The 23380-nt window shown below is 42.2% G+C and carries 18 protein-coding genes and 1 riboswitch; of the genes, 3 read left to right on the forward strand and 15 right to left on the reverse strand.

The window, feature by feature from the left end; genetic code table 11:
• Positions 1–304: 304 nt before the first annotated feature.
• Positions 305–769: a DUF1700 domain-containing protein gene (locus ACTNDQ_RS04275; RefSeq protein ID WP_022426942.1), complete on the reverse strand. Its 465-nt coding sequence runs from the start codon at positions 767–769 to the stop codon at positions 305–307.
• Between the two features lie 283 nt (positions 770–1052).
• Positions 1053–2288, reverse strand: coding sequence for a galactokinase (locus ACTNDQ_RS04280; RefSeq protein ID WP_441063878.1), 1236 nt, complete (start codon positions 2286–2288; stop codon positions 1053–1055).
• Positions 2289–2633: 345 nt separating this feature from the next.
• Between ACTNDQ_RS04280 and ACTNDQ_RS04285 the strand changes: the two genes are divergently transcribed.
• A complete protein-coding gene (locus ACTNDQ_RS04285) occupies positions 2634–3524 on the forward strand; it encodes an AraC family transcriptional regulator (protein WP_279198927.1) in 891 nt (296 codons plus the stop codon).
• A gap of 74 nt (positions 3525–3598) precedes the next feature.
• Here the strand turns inward: ACTNDQ_RS04285 and xylB are convergent, their stop codons facing one another.
• From xylB to ACTNDQ_RS04310, 5 genes are all read right to left on the reverse strand, one after another.
• Entirely contained in the window at positions 3599–5059 is a 1461-nt protein-coding gene (gene xylB / locus ACTNDQ_RS04290) for a xylulokinase (RefSeq protein ID WP_279198929.1), read from the reverse strand.
• Between the two features lie 198 nt (positions 5060–5257).
• Positions 5258–6742: an L-fucose/L-arabinose isomerase family protein gene (locus tag ACTNDQ_RS04295; RefSeq protein WP_278795867.1), complete on the reverse strand. Its 1485-nt coding sequence runs from the start codon at positions 6740–6742 to the stop codon at positions 5258–5260.
• Between the two features lie 83 nt (positions 6743–6825).
• Positions 6826–7443 carry a DUF4867 family protein gene (locus ACTNDQ_RS04300; RefSeq protein WP_110102824.1) on the reverse strand — a complete coding sequence of 206 codons (618 nt, stop codon included), beginning with the start codon at positions 7441–7443 and terminating at the stop codon, positions 6826–6828.
• A gap of 112 nt (positions 7444–7555) precedes the next feature.
• Complete coding sequence (locus tag ACTNDQ_RS04305; RefSeq protein ID WP_278795866.1) at positions 7556–8407, reverse strand: AraC family transcriptional regulator; 852 nt, start codon at positions 8405–8407, stop codon at positions 7556–7558.
• Positions 8391–9365 carry a bile acid:sodium symporter family protein gene (locus tag ACTNDQ_RS04310; protein WP_441063864.1) on the reverse strand — a complete coding sequence of 325 codons (975 nt, stop codon included), beginning with the start codon at positions 9363–9365 and terminating at the stop codon, positions 8391–8393. Before ACTNDQ_RS04310 ends, ACTNDQ_RS04305 begins: the two co-directional genes overlap by 17 nt.
• 196 nt (positions 9366–9561) lie before the next feature.
• On the opposite strand from ACTNDQ_RS04310, the gene ACTNDQ_RS04315 reads away from it, so the two are divergent.
• The gene (locus tag ACTNDQ_RS04315; protein WP_279198933.1) at positions 9562–10503 is read left to right on the forward strand and encodes a glycosyltransferase family 2 protein; all 942 of its coding nucleotides are present in this window, start codon (positions 9562–9564) and stop codon (positions 10501–10503) included.
• Positions 10504–10507: 4 nt separating this feature from the next.
• Here the strand turns inward: ACTNDQ_RS04315 and ACTNDQ_RS04320 are convergent, their stop codons facing one another.
• A complete protein-coding gene (locus tag ACTNDQ_RS04320; RefSeq protein WP_237972242.1) occupies positions 10508–11071 on the reverse strand; it encodes a prolyl-tRNA synthetase associated domain-containing protein in 564 nt (187 codons plus the stop codon).
• Positions 11072–11250: 179 nt separating this feature from the next.
• A riboswitch (Fluoride riboswitch) is annotated at positions 11251–11323 on the forward strand.
• 61 nt (positions 11324–11384) lie between these two features.
• Between ACTNDQ_RS04320 and ACTNDQ_RS04325 the strand changes: the two genes are divergently transcribed.
• On the forward strand, positions 11385–12614 hold the full coding sequence (locus ACTNDQ_RS04325; RefSeq protein WP_441063867.1) for a chloride channel protein: 1230 nt from the start codon (positions 11385–11387) through the stop codon (positions 12612–12614).
• A gap of 116 nt (positions 12615–12730) precedes the next feature.
• Here the strand turns inward: ACTNDQ_RS04325 and ACTNDQ_RS04330 are convergent, their stop codons facing one another.
• From ACTNDQ_RS04330 to ACTNDQ_RS04360, 7 genes are all read right to left on the reverse strand, one after another.
• Entirely contained in the window at positions 12731–13642 is a 912-nt protein-coding gene (locus ACTNDQ_RS04330; RefSeq protein WP_173740724.1) for a hypothetical protein, read from the reverse strand.
• A gap of 1263 nt (positions 13643–14905) precedes the next feature.
• Complete coding sequence (locus tag ACTNDQ_RS04335) at positions 14906–15499, reverse strand: hypothetical protein (protein WP_279198938.1); 594 nt, start codon at positions 15497–15499, stop codon at positions 14906–14908.
• A gap of 28 nt (positions 15500–15527) precedes the next feature.
• The gene (locus ACTNDQ_RS04340; RefSeq protein WP_173740727.1) at positions 15528–16463 is read right to left on the reverse strand and encodes a hypothetical protein; all 936 of its coding nucleotides are present in this window, start codon (positions 16461–16463) and stop codon (positions 15528–15530) included.
• 156 nt (positions 16464–16619) lie between these two features.
• Positions 16620–17276: a hypothetical protein gene (locus ACTNDQ_RS04345; protein WP_441063870.1), complete on the reverse strand. Its 657-nt coding sequence runs from the start codon at positions 17274–17276 to the stop codon at positions 16620–16622.
• Between the two features lie 34 nt (positions 17277–17310).
• The gene (locus tag ACTNDQ_RS04350; protein ID WP_144093901.1) at positions 17311–17919 is read right to left on the reverse strand and encodes a hypothetical protein; all 609 of its coding nucleotides are present in this window, start codon (positions 17917–17919) and stop codon (positions 17311–17313) included.
• Positions 17920–17932: 13 nt separating this feature from the next.
• Positions 17933–18844: a hypothetical protein gene (locus tag ACTNDQ_RS04355; RefSeq protein WP_441063872.1), complete on the reverse strand. Its 912-nt coding sequence runs from the start codon at positions 18842–18844 to the stop codon at positions 17933–17935.
• 299 nt (positions 18845–19143) lie between these two features.
• Positions 19144–23073, reverse strand: coding sequence for an RHS repeat-associated core domain-containing protein (locus tag ACTNDQ_RS04360; protein WP_441063873.1), 3930 nt, complete (start codon positions 23071–23073; stop codon positions 19144–19146).
• Positions 23074–23380: the final 307 nt, after the last annotated feature.

The raw sequence follows: 23380 nt of genomic DNA on the forward strand, positions 1-23380 counted from the left end.
TTTATCGCACCCCAATAAGGCAATCCATTCTGATCACCTTCCATAAAAAACAGATAAAAAAATCGGCAGAAAATAACACATCCTTCGATGCATATCTTCTGCCGTTCTCTCTTCTCAATGGCATCATCTGTTTTTATACAAAACAGACACAGTCTTAACTTGTTGATATGAATTATACAGTAAAATCCACTATAAATCAAGACCAAACACGTATTTTTTATGCAAATCTTATAAATACTTTTTTCACAAGCAAGCCATTTCATTACACGGAAATTGTCTTTATTTCACAGCTATTGTGGAACAATTATACTTTTTTCTTCCTGTACCAGGATATTAAATACAAAACTATACCAAAAATTATCAAAAATGGAGCAACTGCCACCAAAACAGTTGTTAAAAGTATCACAATTAACGCTGCAATGGCGATCACGATCGCCTTCCCATACCATGTGCTCAGATCCAGTTTAAAGCTTCTTGCCTTTCCGGCACTGCTCTCCGTCCCATTATCCGCATAATCATCTGCACCGTAGCTCTCTTCAGAATAACCGGACTCATCATAAACAGCTGCACTGTCATCTGTATCGATCAAAGTCTTGGCGATCAGCCTGGGATCCCCCAGTTCTGCCAGGACATCTGATTCACTTCGGCCGTTCCGGACCTGAGACTGAATGTAATCCTCATAATACCGCACATGAGCCGCAGCTCTCCCCTGGGTCATCTGTCCGGACAGCTGCCCCCGTAAAACCTCAAGAAACTCTCTTCTGCTCATAAATATGTCAAACCTTTCTTATGAAATATAATGAAAAAAACAAAACTCAAAACAACTCCAGAAACCTCACCTTGAAAACTTCTGCAAATTCTTTTTTATTACTCTCTTAAAATTTTTCTCATTATACCATAACCCATAAATTTAAATCAGAAACAAATCATAAAATTTTGATTAAAAAATAAAAAATCATAGTACAGCGCAAAGGGCGGTTCATTTCCGGATGCCGCCAAAGCCGCATTCGGAAACGAATCGCCCTCCATGACGTTCGTTATGCCATCAAAAATCACTCAACATGAACAGCCCCTGTACTCCTGATATTCATCGGATAGACATTTTCCCTTCCAACATACTGAGCCATATAGTCCACATACGCATCTGCGTTCTCGATCGGAAGCACGCACATGATAACTCCTGCAAAACCACCACCATGAACTCTGCAGATACCAGCACCGATCTTATTCAGAAACAGCTTGGTAAGCGCCAGACTCAACGTGATCTTCTGCTCCTTGCAATTCTGCAGAGAATAACAGTTCTGCAGCCACTCCCAGGAAGAATTACCGGACTCTTCAAGAAGACGCAGGAATCCCTCACCGTCTTTATTCTCAACAGCCTTCACAGCATCTGCAACACGTCTGTTCTCTTCATAAAAATGCATCGCACGAAGAACAGCACGGTCATTCGGAATATCCTTCACATGTGCCAGAAGATTCTCCATACTGGACTCACAGAGAAGCTCTACGCCCATAGCCTTCGCAGCCTCACGCATCTCCATAGGAATAGAAGAATATTCCTCACTGAGATCTGCATGGCCCTTACCGGTATTTACGATCACAAGTCTGCAGCCCATATCCTCAAAGGAAAATGCGATCTTCTCACAGCTGATATTCTCTTTATCAGAGAAATCCAGAAGGATCGGGCCGCCGGCAGCACAGGCCATCTGGTCCATCAGACCGGAAGCCTTTTTCCAGTAAACATTCTCAGCATACTGACCTGCTCTCGCATACTCGCCATACTCCAGCTTACCTTCATTAAAGAAATAATTGGCGATCGCACATACAAGCATCTCAAAGGAAGCAGAGGAGCTTACACCTGCAGCGGCAATAACCTTGGTGGAAACATAAGCGTCAAATCCACCGGTAGCATAGCCTTTTTTCTGCATATACTCCATAATACCTGCAACAAGAGCATCTGTACCTTTTGTATAGGTTTCTGTGCTGAGCTTGTCAAGATCAACAACTACTTCCTGTTTGTAACCCTCACTGATCATATGGATCACATTGGTTCCGTTTGGATAAGCAGCACCGATGGTATCCAGATCGATACTTGCCGCAATGATCTGACCGCCGTTATGATCAACATGGTTGCCAATGATCTCCGTACGGCCCGGAGCAGTAAAAAACTCTGCCTTGTCATGATGATATTTCTTCTCGAAATTCACAGCAAGATTGGTATAACGGGCGCTGCTCTCCTCTGTCTCGCCATAGATTTTTTTCAGCACTTCTGCTGCCGGAATTTTAATTGTTCCCATTTTTTCTTCCTCCTGTTATATAGTTTACACCCCAGATCCGGAAGAACCTGAAAAAATCTTCCGCTCTGTCACGCTTCATGGTTACTGTTCACTCCGTTCTCAGCAACACGCTTCGCAATGCGCAGAATATCACCAGTGAATAGTAACGCTTCATGTACTTTTATTATAACAGTCCCGTCTTTTCTGTCCATAACAATTTTGTGTAAAAACCGTATTATTTTGTGGTGATCCCGGAATATCCCTTTGCATTTTCTGCCTTTTCTGATAAAATAAATTCCACTATGAAAAGCAGATATACACTTCAGGATCCGCGCACAGAAGGAAGGAGGTAACACCATGCAGATCATCACAGATCCCGCCGGAAAAGAACTGAAAAAACACGGAGACAGCTCCTTCCCATTCCTGGTAAGCTACGAGCGGCTTTCCGGCTATGAGACCGGTTCCTTTCTGTGGCACTGGCATCCGGAGATCGAGCTTACCTATATCGAAAAGGGCGAAATGCTCTACAAGATCAATCAGAATACCTTTCACCTGAAAGAGGGACAGGCAATCTTTGGCAATGCCAATGCCCTTCATGCCGGATATATGTATCAGGATCAGGACTGTCAGTATATCCCCATAACCTTTGACCCCAAACTGATCTACGGATTTTCGGGAAGCCTTCTTTTTCAGAAATATACAGAACCGATCCTCCGAAGCTTTTCCCTGTCCGCCGTACCGCTTGATCTATCCTGCAAATGGCATTCCGAGGCCATAAAAGATATCCGTGACATCATCAGCCTGGACTGCAGTCGGGAACCCATGTATGAATTTGAGATCATCGCCAGACTGCAGCACTTCTGGAAGATCTTGTATGAAAATACGATCTCCCGGACAACTCTTCCATCCGGTCAGGATGAAGAAAACTACCGCCGCATCCGTCAGATCATGTCCTATATCGCAGAACACTACTCTGAAAAGATTCTCCTGAATGATGTTGCAGACCTGATCCACTTAAGTCCCAGCGAATGCAGTCGGCTTTTCAAAAAATGTATGAATATCACTCTCTTCGGATACATCCAGGAATACCGCATTGAACGCAGCCTGGAATATCTGGAAAATCCCTCCTGTTCTATTACGGAATCAGGACTGCTGTCCGGTTTTTCGGACTCTAATTATTACACAAAGGTCTTTACGAAAATCAAGGGCTGTACACCAAGACAGTACAGAAAAAATCAGGAGCTGTGACATGCTCCTGATCTTTAACCGTTCAGTGCTCCATACCTATGAAGCAGAACAATATTTATCCGTGAAAATGGCTGTTATCTGAACAGCTCTTTCATTACCGGATACAGTTTGCGGAATTTCCGGTATTTTTCTTCATATTTTGCAACCAGCTCCGGTTCCGGTTCTACCGTATCTACTACCCTGACCAGCTTATTACAGATCGTTTCCACATCCGGGTATTCACCGCAGCCTACTGCTGCCAGCATTGCACCGCCCATGGACGGACCTTCCTCATTCTCCGGCACATCCACCTTCAGGTTCATCACATTTGCAATGATCTTTTTCCAGAGAGGGCTCTTGGCTCCGCCGCCGCAGATCTTGGTGCGCTCAATATGGATCCCGAGGCTTCTTGCAACCTCAAGGGAATCTCGAAGTCCGAAAGCAACTCCCTCCAGAACTGCCTGTGTCATATCTGCTCTCGTGGTATCCATGGACATTCCGAAAAATACGCCTCTTGCATCCGGATCGTTGTGCGGAGATCTCTCTCCCATCAGATATGGAAGGAAGAATACCTGATTCTCACCAAGCTTTTGGATTGGTGCCTGCTCTGCCGCAAAATCCTTTGTCTTAAGGATCTCCTCTGACCACCATTTGTTGCAGGAAGCAGCGCTTAACATGCATCCCATCAGATGATAGCTTCCATCTGAGTGGTCAAAGGAATGAAGTGCATTGTTTTCATCCACTCCGAAATCTTTGCTGGAAATAAAGATCGTACCGGATGTTCCAAGGGAAATGTTGCACTGGCCATCGCCAACCGTTCCTGTTCCCACAGCTGCCGCAGCATTGTCGCCTGCACCTGCTACAACCTTCACATCCTCTGAGAAGCCAAGCTCTTTTGCAACTTCCGCTTTCAGGTTTCCGACTACCTGCCAGCTCTCGTACAGCTTCGGAAGCTGTTCCTCTGTGATATGGCAGATCTCAAGCATTTCCTTTGACCAGCAGCGGTTCTTCACATCCAGAAGAAGCATACCGGAAGCATCGGATACATCTGTGCAGAAGGATCCGCTTAAGCGATAGGCAAGATAATCCTTCGGAAGCATGATCTTTACCACTTTTTTAAAATTCTCAGGCTCATGCTTCTGCATCCAGAGGATCTTTGGTGCAGTGAAGCCTGCAAATGCAATGTTTGCGGTATACTGAGAAAGTTTTTCCTTTCCGATAACCGTATTAAGATATTCCGTCTCCTCACCGGTACGGCCGTCATTCCAGAGAATCGCCGGACGGATCACATTGTCATCTTTATCCAGAGTTACAAGACCATGCATCTGACCGCCAAAACCGATTCCTGCTACTTCTTTGCGGTCAATCCCTTCTGTAAGCTCTTTGATCCCTTCCATGCTCTGGGCGAACCAGTCCTCCGGATTCTGCTCAGACCAGCCCGGATGGGGGAAGAACAGCGGATATTCTTTTGATACGATGTTGCAGATCTTTCCGGATCCTTCCATAAGAAGAAGCTTTACAGCGGAAGTTCCAAGATCAACGCCAATATAATACATAGTAATTTTTCCTCCTGTAAATACAGAAACCGCGGCCCTCAGTTCGCAGCGCCTGCACGCCTGAGAGCCCGCGGTTTCTGAATCGTATTTAACCAAATCAAGAACGTCCCCTGCGGGGTTACGAAAAGCAATAAGCAGCGAGTGGGGACTTGCTTGTATCAGACCACACGTACGGATGATCTTACCCGCCTGTTTTAATTATCTCCAAGGATTCTCTGTCGGATATCTCACGCCTGCCGGCTGATTGTAACCGATCTCTTCAACCGGTACACCAATGTATTTGAACACCTCGAAGAGAGCTTTTCCGTGATGTCCGAATGCTACAGCACCGTGATGCGGGAATCCTCCCTCGATCAGCACGTGACGGTAGAAACGTCCCATCTCCGGAATTGCAAATACACCGACAGCACCGAAGGAACGTGTTGCAACCGGAAGAACCTCGCCGTGTGCGATATATGCACGAAGCTTGTTGTCCGCTGTACTCTGCAGACGATAGAAGGTGATATCTCCAGGCTTGATATCTCCCTCAAGAGTTCCGTTTGTAACCTCGATCGGAAGGGATCTTGCCATGATCATCTGATATTTCATCTCACAGAAGGACAGCTTGCTGGATGCTGTGTTTCCACAATGGAATCCCATAAAGGTATCCTGAAGCTTATAGTTGAATTTTCCTTCGATAGATTCTTTGTACATATCCTTCGGAACGGAGTTATTGATATCAAGAAGTGTAACGATATCATCACTTACTACCTGTCCGATAAACTCACTTAATGTACCATAGATATCAACCTCACAGGATACCGGAATGCCCTGTGCTGTCAGACGACTGTTTACATAACATGGAACAAATCCAAACTGTGTCTGGAATGCAGGCCAGCATTTTCCTGTCAGTGTTACATATTTACGATATCCTTTGTGATCTCTTACCCAGTCCTTCAGAGTCAGCTCGTACTGTGCAAGCTTCGGAAGGATCTCAGGTTTCTTGTTTCCCGCACCAAGCTCTTCTTCCATCTCTTTTACGAGCGCCGGGATTCTTTCATCGCCTTCATGCTTGTTGAATGCCTCGAAAAGGTCCAGCTCTGAGTTCTCCTCGATCTCAACGCCAAGGTTGTAAAGCTGTTTGATCGGTGCATTGCAGGCAAGGAAGTTTGTAGGACGCGGTCCGAAGCTGATGATCTTCAGGTTGCTCAATCCCTCGATCGCTCTTGCGATAGGAAGGAATTCATGGATCATATCCGCGCAGTCCTCTGCATCACCTACCGGATACTCCGGAATATAGGCTTTTACATTACGAAGCTGCAGATTATAGCTTGCATTCAGCATACCGCAGTAAGCATCTCCACGTCCCTGGCAGAGATTATCCTGTGTTTCCTCAGCTGCTGCGATAAACATCTTCGGTCCCTCGAAATGCTTTGCAAGAAGGGTCTCAGAAATCTCCGGTCCGAAGTTTCCAAGATATACACAGAGTGCGTTACAGCCTGCTTTTTTGATATCCTCCAGAGCCTGGACCATATGGATCTCACTCTCTACGATACAGACCGGACATTCGTAGATATCCTTTGCATCGTATTTCTTTGTGTAAGCGTCTACAAGAGCTTTTCTCCTGTTTACGGAAAGGCTTTCCGGAAAACAATCTCTGCTGACTGCAACGATTCCGATCTTAACTTCTGGCATGTTGTTCATAATCTTCATTCTCCTTTTTATATCCGGCAGATTTTCCACCGGTGATATTATTGTTCGTTTGTAACTATTCACTTCACCCAAAATCAGTCAAGTGTGATATTTTCACCCTTCAATCCGTTGAATGCGCCTTCGATCTTCGCATCCTCATGAGCGATAAGCCATTTATTTCTGGCTGTCATCAGACCGTCCTCTCCGTCCTCTGACATCGGAAAATCAATCTCTGTGTTGGTTCCTCTCGGAAGAACAACTACACACTGAAATCCACTCTCATTCACATGACACGGTGCATAGTGGAGCGTTGTGGCATAAACCTCGATCCCGGTTCCTGCCGGTACCAGAAATGCCTCCACCTTTGAGGTATCGTATGTAAGATCCTCTTCTATATCCTGCTGATGTCCGATAAGCAGTACAAGATCTGTCACTGCTACATTGATCTCGGAATTCCGATGATATTCCAGGGCATTCAGCTTTTTATTGTGACCATTGCAATATCCGATCTGGACAGGTAATCCACCAAACGCTCTGTTTTTCAGCTCTTTTTCCACATCGAGAGCTTCCAGCTCCTCTGCTGACGGAACATATACCACATCCTCCGGAACCGGTGTATGCTTCATCTCCTTCAGAAGCGGACCGAAATTGTATCCCTCCAGAACCTTTCCGTATCTGCGGAAAGCCGGATCTGTTACTTTCTGAATTTTCACGATTTAACCCTCCTTACAAAATTACTGTTTCACAGCTTCTCTGCATCTTCGTTTTGAACTGAAAAAAGCATACCACATCATGGTATGCTTTTCGCCGCTTTTCTTGACTCATTCATAGCACTTTTTTGACATTTTTATGATTCTGACGCTCCACTCTTCCCGGCAGGATCCCGTAACGCTTTACAAATTCCCTGGAAAAAGCCCTGCTGCTTGCAAACCCGTTGTCAAGTGCGATGGAGCTGATGGTATGATCTGTATGCAAAAGCTCCTTATAGGCATATGCCATGCGGATATCCTGTAAATATGTCTTAAAATTGACCTTCGCATATTTCCGGAACATCCTTGACAGATATGCATCGGAATATCCGAACATGGCTGCAAGTCCGGAAAGTCTGAGATCCTCCTTGTAATGCTCCCGCATATAAGTGGTTATTTTCGACAAAGCATCCAATCTGCGGCTGATCTTCAGCGCATTCTCCTCCACCTCTGTTTCCCTGTATGCGGAAACCATAAGATAAAGGATTTCATAGAACACTGCCCTGATACGGAATTCGTACCCCGTTTCCCCGGATACATACACCCGGTACATCTCCCGGATCAGAGAAACCATCCGCCTGTCTGTTTCCTCAGACTCTTCGTTTCTGCTCCGAAAACGGATGAACCTCTGAGCGGTAAAATAATCCGAAAACTGCTTCAGCGGGATCTGCAGTACGATGGTCTCATTACGTACTGGCGCCTGAATAGAATGTACTTCATTGGAATTAATGATCAGAAACTCCCCTGCCTTCAGAGGATACTCTTTCTCATCGATATAAAAATAAAGGCTCCCCTCCATCACCGCAAAGATCTCGATCGAAGTATGCCAGTGTTTTTCCCTTACATAATTTCCGTTTCTTCCTTCAAAAAGAAAAAGCTTAAAAGGAAATCCTTCATTGGGAATGATCAATTCATGCTGAAACTCCATGCTCCTTCTCCCTTTCCTGCTGTCCGGTCTGGACCCGGCGCATCATACTTCCGTAAAAAGCCGCCAGGATCTGCTGAAATAACGTTCCGATCATAACCGGAAATAATGTTTCCGCCGGAAAATACGCTCCCGCGATCACCGCACCGGCGCTGATGTTCCGCATTCCGGAACCATAGATCATGGAAACCGTTGCCTCTTTATTCTGCCTTGTAAGAATGGCAATGATCCAGCCAATGGCATATCCCCCTGCTGCCAGGACCAGGATCGCTGCTGCTACCTCCAGCCGTTCTCCGTTAAGATGCTTCATATAAGGAGAAACCTTGGAGGAGTTGGAGGTTACCACAAAGATCAGGCACATTTTTGAAAAAGGTGCCAGCTTTTTCGGCCAGGACTCCATAACCTTTCCATGGCTGACTTCATTAAGGCACATGGCAAGGACTGCCGGCAGAGCGATCATGAAAACCAGCTCCTTCATCATTCCCACAGTATCCATTTTTACGCTGGAGCCCACCAGGAGCTTCAATACTGCCGGGATCAGAAAGGGAGCCAGGATCGTATCGATCACAACCAGCGAAAGTGACAGCGGACTGTTTCCATTATAAATGGACACCCACATCAGACTGATCACCGCTGCAGGTACGGAAAATTCCAGCACCATTCCTGTGATATAATTCATATTGCCCGGGAACAGAAGATGTCCCAGACCGCAGGCGGCCACCGGTCCCAGCACATGAAGGATCAGCAGCATCAGGATCAGCGGAAGCGGCCGCTTAAACACATCTGCTACATCACGGAACCTGGATTTCAGCGCACCGATAAAGGTCATAAATGCAAAAGCATACGTCACATAGGGCACGCCATGCTTTGCAATATCCGGAAACAGTACCCCCGTAAGCAGACAGGCCGGCGTCACAAAAGCCATCCATTTCTCTATAAAGCTGTTAAATTTTTCCAGCATATCACACCTCTTGTTTATCTTTTTTTACAGTTTATCACAAAAAAACAGCGGTGCAAGAAAAAAATCCCCTGTTTTATAGCCGATTCCGGACAAATATGATATGATAGTACCCATCCAAAAGCAACCTGAAACCAGGGCGGACTACAGATAACCGCCAAAATGATCATTTTTTATGATCTGGAAAACGAGGCAAAAAATGATTTCTTTAATTATACCATGCTTCAATGAGGAAGAATCCCTTCCGCTTTTTTACCCGGAAGCCACTTCTGTCCTCAGGCAAATGAACTGTGATTATGAGCTGATCTTTGTGAATGACGGTTCCAGAGACAGAACCCTTGAGATTTTAAAAGAGCTTTCCGAAAAGGATCCTCATGTGATCTATCTTTCTTTTTCCAGAAACTTCGGAAAGGAAGCTGCCATGTATGCAGGCTTCTGCAATGCCGGCGGCGATTATGTAGCAGTGATGGACGCTGATCTTCAGGATCCGCCGTCCCTTCTCCCGGAAATGCTGGAGAAGCTGGAATCCGGAGAATATGACAGCGTTGCCACCAGACGTGTCAGTCGTGACGGAGAGCCACCTATCCGGAGCTTTTTTGCCCGGAAATTTTATCAGCTGATCAATAAGATCTCGGATGCAGATATTGTGGACGGCGCCAGAGACTTCCGTCTGATGAAGCGCAGTATGGTGGATGCCATCGTCTCCATGAATGAGTACAACCGCTTCTCCAAGGGAATCTTCGGCTGGATCGGTTTCCGCACCTGCTGGCTCCCCTACAAAAATATCGAACGCGTAGCCGGTGAGACCAAATGGAACTTCTGGAAGCTGTTTAAATACGCCGTCAGCGGCATCATCAATTTCTCTCAGGTACCGCTGACCATCGCCTCCTGGTTCGGAACGACCATGACCGGTTTTTCCTTTCTGGTCCTGGTAGCCATCATAGTCCGAAAGCTGATCTTCGATGATCCGGTCCCAGGCTGGGCTTCCACCATCTGTGTCATCATCTTCATCGGCGGCCTGCAGCTTTTCTGCCTGGGTATCATGGGACAATACATAGCTAAAACCTATATGGAGGTCAAGCAGCGCCCCCATTACATCATAGCAGAGTCCAACAAAAAGGACTTTACACCCATACGTTGATTTTCTATTCTGTCGGAAGCTCGACCACCTGATATTCGTGGCCCAGCGCCGGCAGGATTTTTTCTTTTACATCACTGGTCTTCATCAACAGAGTGGAAGTATTGATACACGGATGGCATCCGAAATTTTCTTCATCCAGGACTTCTTTATCAATCACCAGGTGTACCTTCTTTTCTTTATCAAAGATCAGTCCCATCAGACTTAAGGACCCCGGGGTAATGTTCAGATATTCCTCCATCTGCTCTCCGTCTGCAAAGGAAAGTCTGGCTGTTCCGATCTGTTTGGACAGAAATTTTGTTTTAAACGGCTTCTCTCCCGGCATCAGCAGCAGATAGAAATCCGTTTTCTGTCGGTTGCAGAGAAAAAGATTTTTGCATATCTGCGCTCCCAGAAGCTGATCCACTGCCTCGCAGGCCTCCATGGTCATCAGTGCTTCATGATCTGCTCTTTTATATTCAATCCCAAGACTATCCAGAAAATCGTACACTGCGATTTCCTTCTCCAGACGGCCCTCGGTGTTCTCCGGTCTTCCTGTATAGACTGTTTTGTCAATTCTTGGTTCTTCCATGATGTCTCCTCCGTTATTTTTACATTCTCATATGTGCAGGTCTTAGTCGCAGCACATTACGCTTTACTGCTTCACCCGTAACCTGCCGATTTGTTTAATCATAGCACACCTGTAACAAATAAGATACTCCGGATTTCCGTCTGACTATTGACGATATCAGCCTCGGATGCTATACTCTCAGGCAGAAAGGGAATGAAGTTCTCCCCCGATCTTTATCGAAACCGCCAATGAGCTGATGACTTCTGTGCAATGCACGGGGTTACCAGCTTTTTTTGATGGATTTTTCAAAACGGGGAGATTGAAAGGAGTTACTATGACAAAAGAAACTATCCAAAAAGAACATCGGATCCTGCAGCTGAAATATGCTGCCCTTGCAGTGGTCGTGGGAATCTGCGTCGGGATCGTAGATACTATCTTCGGCCGGGGCCTGCTGGCGATCTCTGCTTTTCGCACCGCACACTGGCGCTGCCTGCTGCCCTTCCTGCCTCTGGCCGGACTTCTTATTGTGTGGATGTATCATCATTTCAGCACCTTAAGCTTAAAGGGCATGTCCCTGGTCTTCGAAACCGGGCAGAAAAAAAGAGACCAGATTCCTCTGGCCCTTGTCCCTCTGGTAATACTCGGCACCTGGATCACTCATCTCTTCGGAGGAAGTGCCGGCCGTGAAGGTGTTGCCGTGCAGATCGGTGCTACACTCTCCCACGAGGCCGGACGCAGGCTGCATATCCGGGAAAATAAGCCTGTCATGCTGATCACCGGTATGGCTGCCGGTTTTGGCGGTCTGTTCCAGACGCCATTAGCCGCTGTATTTTTTGCCATGGAGGTGATCGTTGCCGGATATCTTGAGTACGATGCGCTGCTGCCGGCACTTATCGCCGCATATACAGCCTCCTTCACCTCTCATTTCCTGGGACTGGAAAAATTTGCTGTGGATATCCAAGACACCTGGACTGTGACCGATCTCCGAAGCATGATCTCTCTCATTGCTCTCGGACTTGCCTTTGGTCTAGCAGGACGATGCTTTTCCGTACTTCTTCAGAAAGCAAAGAAATTATTCGGGGAAAAAATCTCAAATCCGCTGATCCGCATCGGTGTCATGGCCATTCCACTGGCAGCTCTGCTGTTTGTGATCCACGGCGGACGCTACACAGGTCTTGGAACCAATCTCATCTCCGCTTCCTTTGCCGGAGAAACGATCTACGGATATGACTGGATTCTGAAGCTTCTGTTTACTGTATTTACACTTGCCATCGGTTTTCAGGGCGGCGAAGTGACACCACTGTTCTCCATCGGCGCTTCCCTTGGAGTCGTCCTAGGTTCCATCCTCGGGATCCCTCCCATTATCTGCGGGGCACTTGGCTACGCCGCAGTATTCGGCAGCGCCACCAACACCCTCATCGCCCCGATCCTCATCGGCCTGGAAGTCTTCGGCAACCGAAATACCCTTCCCCTCATCCTGGTATGCATCCTCGCTTATCTGATCAACGGAAATCACTCCATTTATGGAGCACAACAGAAGGCGCTTTGCAGGTTTGAGAAGTAGATATGTACATATTTTTTATTCGGTCATGGCTGACTCGGTTGTGACCGAGTGAACTACCCATCACCTAAAGGTAATGGACTTCTAAGGATATCAGATTCGCCATATGATTCCTTTCTTCAGCTATTAATGGATTCTATCTCCGAATCATCATATATTTTCTTTAACTCTTTTCTCATTTCCTTATTGATACTTATATATTTTGAATCATTATCAGCCCATTTTACTTTCAGGATATCGTGTTTGCGTATATATAATACAGGCAGCCGGCTTCTGTGCTTATCCATAAAGATTCCCTGGCTTTCATAAAAAATTTCCTGCAGATAATCATTCATTTCATCTACCTGGATTACAAATGTAAAACGAATATCCTTCTTTTTTTCTTCTCTGCTCATCTCATTGATCCAGAACTCTGCAAATTTATCATTTAACAACAAAACATCATTTCTATCCATATCTGTAATATCTATAAGCGCCCAGATATTCACCTGATTATTTCTATTTTTCTTGAAAAAACTTACTTTTCCTTTTTCGTCCAGTTCATATTCTGACTTTTTTTGGTACTGGTTATGTAAAAGCCCTTTTTCAAATACAACGTTTCGTTCTTCGACCTCTTCTGGAAAAGTTATTTTGATATCTATTAACTTCTCATATTTGTAACAAATAAAACTGAATGGCATCCAGATTTCTTTTTTATTCTCTATATACCTGTAGCTTCTTGCATGAATCCTAGCACTATGCTTCAAAAATTGAACATACCCCGCTGTCATTAAAATATACAGTGGTAATAACGCTTTTTCAATCGCATCATTCCCACTGCTATTCGTCCAACATTTCCAACAGGAATATACTGCTGCAAAAAAAACATCTGTCAAAAGCAACATTTGAAACAGAAAACACCCTCTGATTCCGGAAAGCCATTTTCGATTTTTTCTCATCATCCCATAAACATATAGAGGATTTTCATCTACACTTTCCGAAGAAATATCCTGATCCGGTGTTTCGCCACATCTGAATACCCATCCAGTCAATGCCATATATCCCCAAACGGCTACTCCAAATGTGAATCTATCATCTTCAAAAATCCAACGATATGACAAGAATAAAATACAAAATAATAAAATTTTTCCAGGTATATTATTTTTTCTTTTTCGGTTTATTATGATCCCCCCTAGTCGTCAAGCCTGTACAACATCCGATATTCCCAGACAATCCAACAGATCTTTTTTCATTTTCTCATATTGTTTTTTATATCTCGAATATCTATATAACGGAAGGATTTCCAAGCGATTATAATAACGGTTATATACCGCTCCAAGACGGTATCGTCTTTTATACATCATTATCCCTGAATTATTCCGTACAATGCTCTTCAGAATACGATTATCATCTTCTACTTCCAGCACAAAGGAAAAATATATTTCCTTTTTTTCCTCTTTCGTTGTAATATATTGTTTCCAAAATTCTACAAAAGCTTTATTTAATTTTCCGATATCCGCTTCCTGAAACAAATCTGTTTTTACATATGCCAGAATATGTATCTCATCTGTTTTGTCATATCTGTAGAAAAAAGTTTTTCCATTTCGAGGAGCTTTATACGTATTTATATACTGATAAATTCCAAAACCTTTTTCCATTACATCAGAATGTGTCTGTAAATCCCTGTAACACACCGGATTTTCATAATACATATTGATATTCTGGCACAGAAAACTGAATGGCGCCCAATTTCCTTCTTTATCTGTTGGATATTTATAATTCTTTTTATAAAATTTCACATAAAATATCCACATGCATGATCTTGCCATGATCATAAAAGCCAGCGAGATATTCAGAAGGATTTCTATCACTGTACTATTTATATCTGGATTTAAATACTGCATCCCCAGATATGTAAAATACACTCCCAGCCACAGAATCATTATTTTTCGCAAAAACAAAAAACTTTTTAACTCTCCGTTTTTCCTGATAGGAAGAGCATATTTCGATTCCTTTTTGTCATTTAACATACCGTGTACATAAAATGGATTCTGACAGTTATAACTATCCGGCACATTATAAGGGGTTTTCCATCTTGACAGTATAATAACTGTAGGAATAAATAGAATATTTGAGATCATCAGGCTTACCAGAACCGCCAAAATTTCCATTACACCGACCGGCGCCAAATAGAAATAAAAAGATTTCAGTAATCCAGTAAACATCAGGACATATACACACAAATAAATTGATTTGCTCAACACGTCGATCATTTTTCTGTATAATTACCTCTTTCTTTTCCAATACATATTCTTTTAATCAAGTGATATCTTCTCTCCATTTACAGAAATCCAATAGTCTTTCGGTTTGTGTTCCATGTATCCATAACATATCTTTTCATTTTTGTTATTTTCTGCTTCCAGAAATTTTGTTCCCACAGAATCCTTCACATCGGCTACTACGTAATTATCATCATTCGGTGTTACCAGTACATACCATTCCCCATTGATTTCTATCGTTGACATATCGATATTTATCTTTACATCTTGATACTCTCTGCCTGTACCATAAAATATAGAATCCGGCAATTTCCATTTCCCAGAACTTTCCGGAAAAATCTTCCCCTCTACTGTTCCTTCGTTATCCATGATAACATATGTAGAATTTTCTCCCTGCAGAATACGGATGATCTCAGCATTATCACCATATGCTTCCACGGCTTTCTCCACAGAACTGAAACTTCGGTGAGTATACACTGTATCGCAAACAAAGAGTCCGATTCCTAATATAACAATTGACGCAACAACCTTAACTGGTGTCTTTTTTGATTTTCTTTTATAAGAAATAGCGATCACCAGATTAATAATAATTACCAGATATACAACTGGTTTTATCACTTTGATCAGCATATTTTTTCACATTCCCTTTGCATACAGTCTACAGATCTATATCACGTCTTCCGATCACCCGCTTCAGTTCTTCTCTCATTTCTCTGTAAATATTTTTATATCTGGACTTACGGTCCGTACATTTTATTTTTATGATGTCATGTTTTTTCTCATACAAAACAGCCATACGACTTCGATGTTTATACATTCGTATTCCTGACCCGTCATAAAAAATCCTGCCTATAGCATCATTGATTCTCTCAGTCTGGATTACAAATGTAAAACGTACATCTTTCTTTTTTTCTTCTCTGGTCAGCTCATTACACCAGAAAATCTCAAATGCATCATTCAGAAGCTGGATATGCATTTTCTCCATATCTGCTATATCAATGATCGCCCATAAGTTTACCTGTTGATTTTTTCTTTTCTGATAAAAACAGATTTGGTCATTCTCTTTTAATATATAATTTGCTTTTTTAGCATATCCACTTTTAAAAAGACATTCTTCAAACACCAGAGGCTGATTTTTCTCCATTTCTTCTGTTGGATCAGGCAGTATCCTTCCTGCCAGTCCCTGCATTTCATATCCGATAAAGCTGAATGGCATCCAGATACCTTTTTTATTTCTCGGATAGCAGAAACTTTTCTTATAAATGTGGATATAATATGCCTCCACTACACCAAGGCTCATTATTATTCCCCAGTAAATCCAGAAAAATTCCAGTCTGATTTCCTGATATCTTCTATGTATTATATGATCAGAAATGAACCCTGCTGTCATCAGAAGAACATAACTCAAAAGCCAAATCTGTACTACAAAATATCCATTTATCCCAGAAAGCCATTTCCTCTTCTTCATCATTTTTCGTACATACAGAGGATTCCTGTCATCATATAAATTTGCAAAAGGAAACCTTTCATTTCTTGCCCAAATTCTATCTGCCGATAATACAGCTTCTCCCATTGCCGCCAACACTAATGCCATTCTGATCTCCGGCATGATCTGGTAGCAAGCTGGTATCAGAAGTAATGTTATCAGAAAAAAACGTTTTGTTTTTTCACTCAATCGATATCTTCTCCCCATTTATAGAAATCCAATAATCTTTTGTTTTATGGTATCTATTATTTTAATGACTACTTATTATTTTCCATCCAGAAGAATTTTTTTCATAGCTCTGACCCAATCCTTCAAAATCCCGATTGGAACCATCTTCTGTCCACTTGCAGAAACCCAGTAGTCCTCTGGGTATTTTTTCAGATATCCATAGTAAACGTTTTCGCTTCCTTTTGCTTCGGAAAATTCTGTTCCTTCCGAATCGTATACATTCGTTATGGGATATTTCATTCCCGGATATGGTGACACCACAACATACCATTCCCCATCAACTGCTACGGTAGATACGTCGACTATAATCCTGTCTCCTGTAAAACGCTTTGTGTCCTGAAACTCTGAATCTTCCGGAAGTTTCCAGCCGCTTTCTGTTTTTTCAAAAATCTGTGAGTCCATCACATCTCCGTCATCCATAATAACCAATGCTGAAGTTTTTCCTCGCAATGTCGCCACGACATCTGACCGATCATCATAGGCTGTTACTGCTTCCTCAAGTGTATGGAAACTTTGTTCAGCCTCTTTGTTATTTTCGGACATCATAAATATGATGACCACAGACAAAACCGGAACCAGTATAAATATGGATATTTTTCGCGGGATTCTTTTCCTGGAATCCACGACTGCCACTATCATGAGCAACAGCAATAAGATTCCCCACGACCACCAGTTAGATAGTGAAATATTCATTTTTATGTCCTCTTTTTCCTACAATCTTGACGCTTCACAGATTGATCGCTACTTTATCTCCATCTACAGAAATCCAGTAATCGTCTGGTTTCGTTTTCAGATATCCATAATATACCGTTATATTCTCATATTCCGTTTTTAAAAATTCTGTTCCAGCCGAATCGTGAACCTCATCTATAGAATTCTCCCCCATAAGATAATGTGGGAGTATTACAATATACCATGCTCCATGTATTTCTATTGATCTCATATCAATATTGGCATCTTCTGAAGGATAGCTCATACTTTTTCTGAAAAATGCTGAATCCGGCAATTTCCATTTCTTTCCATTTTTTGGAAAAATTCTTCCTTCAATAGATCCATCTTCATCCATGATAACATATGTAGATTTCTCATCCTGCAAGGTTGCTATTGGCTTCGCCTTAATATCATATGCCCGAATCGCTTTATCCAGCGAGCTAAAATTTCGCTGCACAAATACTGCCTGAAACATAATAAATAACAAACCAACCAGAAAAATTGGTCTGATGATAAAAAGCGGTACCTTTTTAGATTTTTTCTTGCATACGAGAGCAACTGCCAATGCAATAAACATTAATATTGTTATAACTCTTTCGAAAATGCTCAATATCAGATTCGCCATATGATTCCTTTCTTCAGCTATTAATGGATTCTATCTCCGAATCATCATATATTTTCTTTAACTCTTTTCTCATTTCCTTATTGATACTTATATATTTTGAATTATCATCAGCCCATTTTACTTTCAGGATATCGTGTTTGCGTACATATAATACAGGCAGCCGGCTTCTGTGCTTATCCATAAAGATTCCCCCGCTTTCATAAAAAGTTTCCTGCAGGTAATCATTTATTTCATCTACCTGGATTACAAATGTAAAACGAATATCCTTCTTTTTTTCTTCTCTGCTCATCTCATTGATCCAGAACTCTGCAAATTTATCATTTAACAACAAAACATCATTTCTATCCATATCTGTAATATCTATAAGCGCCCAGATATTCACCTGATTATTTCTATTTTTCTTGAAAAAACTTACTTTTCCTTTTTCGTCCAGTTCATATTCTGACTTTTTTTGGTACTGGTTATGTAAAAGCTCTTTTTCAAATACAACGTTTCGCTCTTCGACCTCTTCTGGAAAAGTTATTTTGATATCTATTAACTTCTCGTATTTGTAACAAATAAAACTGAATGGCATCCAGATTCCTTTTTTATTCTCTATATACATGTAGCTTCTTGCATGAATCCTAACACTATGCTTCAGAAATTCAACATACCCCACTATCATTAAAATATGCAGTGATAATAACGCTTTTTCAATCGCATCATTCCCACTGCTATTCGTCCAACATTTCCAACAGGAATATACTGCTGCAAAAAAAACATCTGTCAAAAGCAACATTTGAAACAGAAAACAACCTCTGATTCCGGAAAACCATTTTCGATTTTTTCTCATCATCCCATAAACATATAGAGGATTTTCATCTACACTTTCCGAAGAAATATCCTGATCCGCTCTTCCGCCAAATCTGAATACCCATCCAGTCAATGCCATATATCCCAAACCGGCTACTGCAAATGTGAATCTATCATCTTCAAAAATCCAACGATATGACAAAAATAAAATACAAAATAATAAAATTTTTTCAGGTATCTTTTTTCTTTTCCTTCGGTCTATTCTAATCCCCCCTAATTATTAAATACATACCGTTTTGTATTGGTGGGAATACCTTTCCCACCAATACGTTTCCCATATATTTTATATGCCAAAATTATACGTAAAGCCAATATAACTTTCCTAAATACTCATAACACTTCATATACCGCATTCCTTTTCCTGGAGTATACTCACCCGCCAATAACTCTCCCATACTTTCGTATTACAATATTAGAATTAACCTTCCTATTACTCCAATAATCTCTAGAATAAGCATTTATTCGCGTTACTGTTAATTGCCTCATTTTTTCATTTTTTTCTTCATTAACTGCCCTTCGTAGCGGTAATGCCTCTGCGAATGAAAGGTTCATATTTGAAATTCTTCGATTTGCGTCATGGTAATCTTTTCTCATATATTTCAAATATCCTTTTTGATTTTGCTTTGGTCCTATATTATCTACAGCACTCCAAAATAATGATATTCCCGCACTTACCGCACCATTTATAACCGCACTTGTAAAATCTCTATTTTCATAATAATCACTTACAAACGAAGTAACACCACTTACAACTGCACCTGTTGTCGAACCACCAATTCCCAAAAATCCCATAGCGGTTCCAAGTCCTGCGGAAGCGGCAGTGATCCAGTTTATCTCTGACAGATTTTTCCCCTCAAAAATCATCTGACATCCAACTGAAAGTCCCATTCCAGCGACAAAACTTGCTGCTGCAACCATCCATGCATTTCCATCCTGATCTGCACGTACCAGTGGATTATCGTCACAGTAGGCAAATAAATTTCGATTATGTAATGTCTCCATAGAGGCTTTTTCACTTTTAAAGTTATCCGCACTGATAAATCTCCGGATCTCCGGATCATAATACCGGTTCTTCAGATAGTACATTCCGGTTTCTTCGTCGTAGTAATAGCCTCTGTAGCGGAACGGGTTTGTTTTTCCGATGGTGCCGGCTTTGCTGCCGGTGATGCTCAGGATTTTTCCCCAGCTGTTATACTTGTATTCTACTACAGTCTCTCCGGTGTCGTCAATCAGTGCAATGACATCATTCTGGAGATTTCTTACGTAAAAATAGTCTTTTCCTGACACTCGCATTGAAACAGGATTTGCTGCGGAATCATAGTAATACCAGATTCGGTGTCCCTCACCTTTTTCTGTTACCAGAAGATCTCCTGCCATGCAGTATTCAGTTGTTACATTGTCAACGGTTTTCTTTACTCGATTTCCGGCATGGTCATAGTAGTATCGGATCTTTTTCCCGTTATTGACAGATTCCAGCTTTCTTCCCTGAGTCCATGTGAATGTAGTATTTCCTTTTTTGGTCATATTTCCAATTGAATCATACTGCATGACTACACCATTCCACTTCATCAGTTTATCCCGCCATACCTGTCCGAAGGTTCCGGTTTCTGTTGCAGATGGTTTTGTTGGAAGCGTTCCTGTTGTATATGGATACTCACATACTTTTACAAGATTTCCACCCAGATCATACTCATAGATGAATGTCTTCTTCTGCGTCTGGCTGTTTTCCCGGATCAGACGGTTCAGCTCATCGTATATATAGGATTCTTTTACTGTACTGGAACCTTTGGTATCTGTGATCGCCGTGATATTTCCGTTTGCATCATAAGTATAACTCAGGGTTCTGGAACCTACCGTTATTTTTCTTGGAAGTGTACCGACCTGTTTATCCGGAGAATAATATCCATATGTCAGAGTTAAAGGATTTGTGGTGTTCCACTCTGTTTTTGCAACTCTTCCACAGGAATCATAAGTAACGGTTCTCTCTTTTCCGCTCATGATCTTTGTTTTTGTTTCTCTGCTGTCTTTATCATAGCTGTAATTTGTTTTTGTTCCATATTCATCAGAATATACGCGAAGCTCTGTCATGTTATTATTTGCATCATAGAAATACTGGTATCTCTGTCCGGATTCATCTGTAACACGCATCAGCCTGTCCAGGAAATCATATTCCAGATCATAGGTTTTTCCAGCCAGGTATGCCTGTACTTTTGCAAGATTTCCGCTTCGGTCATACACATAATGATTCATTCTTTTTTCTGCAGACGCACTGGCACTGTAATAGTAGCTCATCTGGATACGATCCATGCTGTCATACTCATAACGGATATAATCTCCATTGCTGTAAATGGTTTTTGCAAGATTTCCGTTTTTCTCTTCATATTCATATCTGACAAGTTCATGGGAATATTCTGCATCCGTTTCTTTTTTATCAATAGAAGCCCGCAACATATTTCCAAATGCATCATAGGTAAATCCGTAGGCAAATCCATTATGGCTGATGGACGCAAGTCTGTCATTTTTGTAGGTATACGCATTGGTCACTGTTTTCTGTACATTTCCAATTGTTACTTTCTGGCTTACTGCACTGAGGCGCTGTGCGGCATCGTATCTGTAGGAAATCTTATTTCCTCTTCCATCTGTAAGTGATTTCAGCAGATCTGTAGTTTCATCCCACTCATAGGATACGGTATTTCCCTCTGTATCCGTAACGCCTGCTACATGATTTTTCTTCTCTGTGAATTTACGAGCCACCCAGGTGCCCTTTGTCTCTGTGGTATCTGACGCAGCAATACAGCCACTTTCCACAATGTTTCCTTTTGTGTCGTATTTCAGACGGTATTTGACGTTTTCTGCGGAAGTTGCGGTTCGCAGACGACGTTTTGCATCATACTCATACTTGAAATTATTTCCTTTCGGGTCTGTGATCCCGGTTACATCACCAGTCGCATTATACTCAAATTTCTGCCGGTTCTTCTGAGCATCTGTAACAGAAATGAGATTATTTTCTGCATCATAAGTATATGTCTGTCCGAACTCCTCTCGGAATAACGCAATGCCATCTACAAACGCAAGATTGGCATTATGGCAGTATGTATACGCTACCTGAATACTTGCATAATCATTTTTTGCCACGTAAACATCACTCAGGAACTGCCAGTCCAGAATATCCGGGCTGAAATTACTGTAGTGTGTATCTTTTGTCTTTCCATCTGCAGATATAAATACGACTTCCACACCAAACCTGCGACCTTTATCCACAGAAGATTCCGGAAGTGTTGTTCCGAATCCCCAGGCATTCACCATGTAGGTATCGCCTTTTTTTCCTGTGAGATCCAGTTTTTTGACCAGACGTTTTTCACTTTCATAATCTCCCACAAATTTGAAAATATGGTCGTCAAGTCCCGGAACCCTTTCATTTACTTTGGCCGTTGCTTTACGGTCTGTTACCGGAGCTTCGGATATCGTAAGAGCTGTATTTAGGATATAAGCAAACTTTTTTTCTTCTGTATTTTCAAGCATAAACGCATACCATACTTCTCCATTATTCTTTGTAACTGTTCCCCGTATACGGATTCTTGTATCTTTGGGAAGTGTTACCAGCCCACTGACTGTAGATGGAGTCGTATAGCAGTTCACCGGTGCATATGTGTAACCATACGGCGTGTTTGTTGCCAGTCTTACTACAGAATCTGCGGAAATATAGCCATAATATCTTTTTCCGTCAATATCCAGTCCTGCTTCATACCACTTGTTTCCACTGGAATCTTTTACAGATGAGCGTAATGCCAGACAGGTATTTTTTTCAATCCCTTCCTGTACCGGTATTGCTGATGCAGATGGGGCGGAGCGGAGAATGGCATTCTCAACTGCAGTACATGCGGAATTGCTGGCGCTTCCTCCCGGCATATAAATACACAGAGACTCTGATCTGACATATCCTTTCTGCCCGTTTCTTGTTTTCACATAGTACCAGAGATTTCCACTGCCATCTTTCAGAAATGCATTTGCCACCACACATTCATTCTTGAAGATACTTGTGATCTTTGTTTCTGCAGACACCTTTGGTGTTGTATAAACATCCACAAAATCTGTGATCACCATCATTGCATATCTGACAGGAACATATACGCTGGTTCCCACTGTTGTCAGTTCATCTGCAAGCGTGGTTTCCGAGCCGGTAAAGCCCTGCGTACTCCCAAAGTAAAAATCTCCATTATCTATCAGATTGCAGCGGTTTGCAGTTGTTCCGCACTCCAGCTGTACCATGTCTCCATAAACTGTTCCTTTTACTCGATACATGTATAAAAATACTCTTACTTTTGTATCGGCCGCATCTTCCGGTACCTTGAATGTTGCCTTCTGACGTATAAACCCACCGGTACTCTTTCGGATTCCTTCACTTACCGCATAGACATTTTTTCCATCTTTATCATGATGATGTTAGCATCTAATTAGTACAAAACAAAAATGAGATATTTCCTTGATACAAATAAAATGTATAATAACAAGAGGAGAAACTCATCATGTCATGTAAGAAAACTCAACACACCAAACAATTTAAGTTGGATGCTATCAACTATCGAAAAGAACATCCGGATCTCACTCA

Source organism: Blautia massiliensis (ex Liu et al. 2021), from assembly GCF_052064225.1.
GTDB lineage: Bacteria > Bacillota > Clostridia > Lachnospirales > Lachnospiraceae > Blautia_A > Blautia_A fusiformis.

Bases quoted from the DNA above. Each gene is read 5' to 3' on its own strand.
- ACTNDQ_RS04275 (WP_022426942.1), bottom strand. From the start codon at position 769: ATGAGCAGAAGAGAGTTTCTTGAGGTTTTACGGGGGCAGCTGTCCGGA.
- ACTNDQ_RS04285 (WP_279198927.1), top strand. From the start codon at position 2,634: ATGCAGATCATCACAGATCCCGCCGGAAAAGAACTGAAAAAACACGGA.
- xylB (WP_279198929.1), bottom strand. From the start codon at position 5,059: ATGTATTATATTGGCGTTGATCTTGGAACTTCCGCTGTAAAGCTTCTT.
- ACTNDQ_RS04295 (WP_278795867.1), bottom strand. From the start codon at position 6,742: ATGAACAACATGCCAGAAGTTAAGATCGGAATCGTTGCAGTCAGCAGA.
- ACTNDQ_RS04305 (WP_278795866.1), bottom strand. From the start codon at position 8,407: ATGGAGTTTCAGCATGAATTGATCATTCCCAATGAAGGATTTCCTTTT.
- ACTNDQ_RS04310 (WP_441063864.1), bottom strand. From the start codon at position 9,365: ATGCTGGAAAAATTTAACAGCTTTATAGAGAAATGGATGGCTTTTGTG.
- ACTNDQ_RS04315 (WP_279198933.1), top strand. From the start codon at position 9,562: ATGATTTCTTTAATTATACCATGCTTCAATGAGGAAGAATCCCTTCCG.
- ACTNDQ_RS04320 (WP_237972242.1), bottom strand. From the start codon at position 11,071: ATGGAAGAACCAAGAATTGACAAAACAGTCTATACAGGAAGACCGGAG.
- ACTNDQ_RS04325 (WP_441063867.1), top strand. From the start codon at position 11,385: ATGACAAAAGAAACTATCCAAAAAGAACATCGGATCCTGCAGCTGAAA.
- ACTNDQ_RS04335 (WP_279198938.1), bottom strand. From the start codon at position 15,499: ATGCTGATCAAAGTGATAAAACCAGTTGTATATCTGGTAATTATTATT.
- ACTNDQ_RS04340 (WP_173740727.1), bottom strand. From the start codon at position 16,463: ATGGCATTAGTGTTGGCGGCAATGGGAGAAGCTGTATTATCGGCAGAT.
- ACTNDQ_RS04345 (WP_441063870.1), bottom strand. From the start codon at position 17,276: ATGAATATTTCACTATCTAACTGGTGGTCGTGGGGAATCTTATTGCTG.
- ACTNDQ_RS04350 (WP_144093901.1), bottom strand. From the start codon at position 17,919: ATGGCGAATCTGATATTGAGCATTTTCGAAAGAGTTATAACAATATTA.
- ACTNDQ_RS04360 (WP_441063873.1), bottom strand. From the start codon at position 23,073: ATGTATCGAGTAAAAGGAACAGTTTATGGAGACATGGTACAGCTGGAG.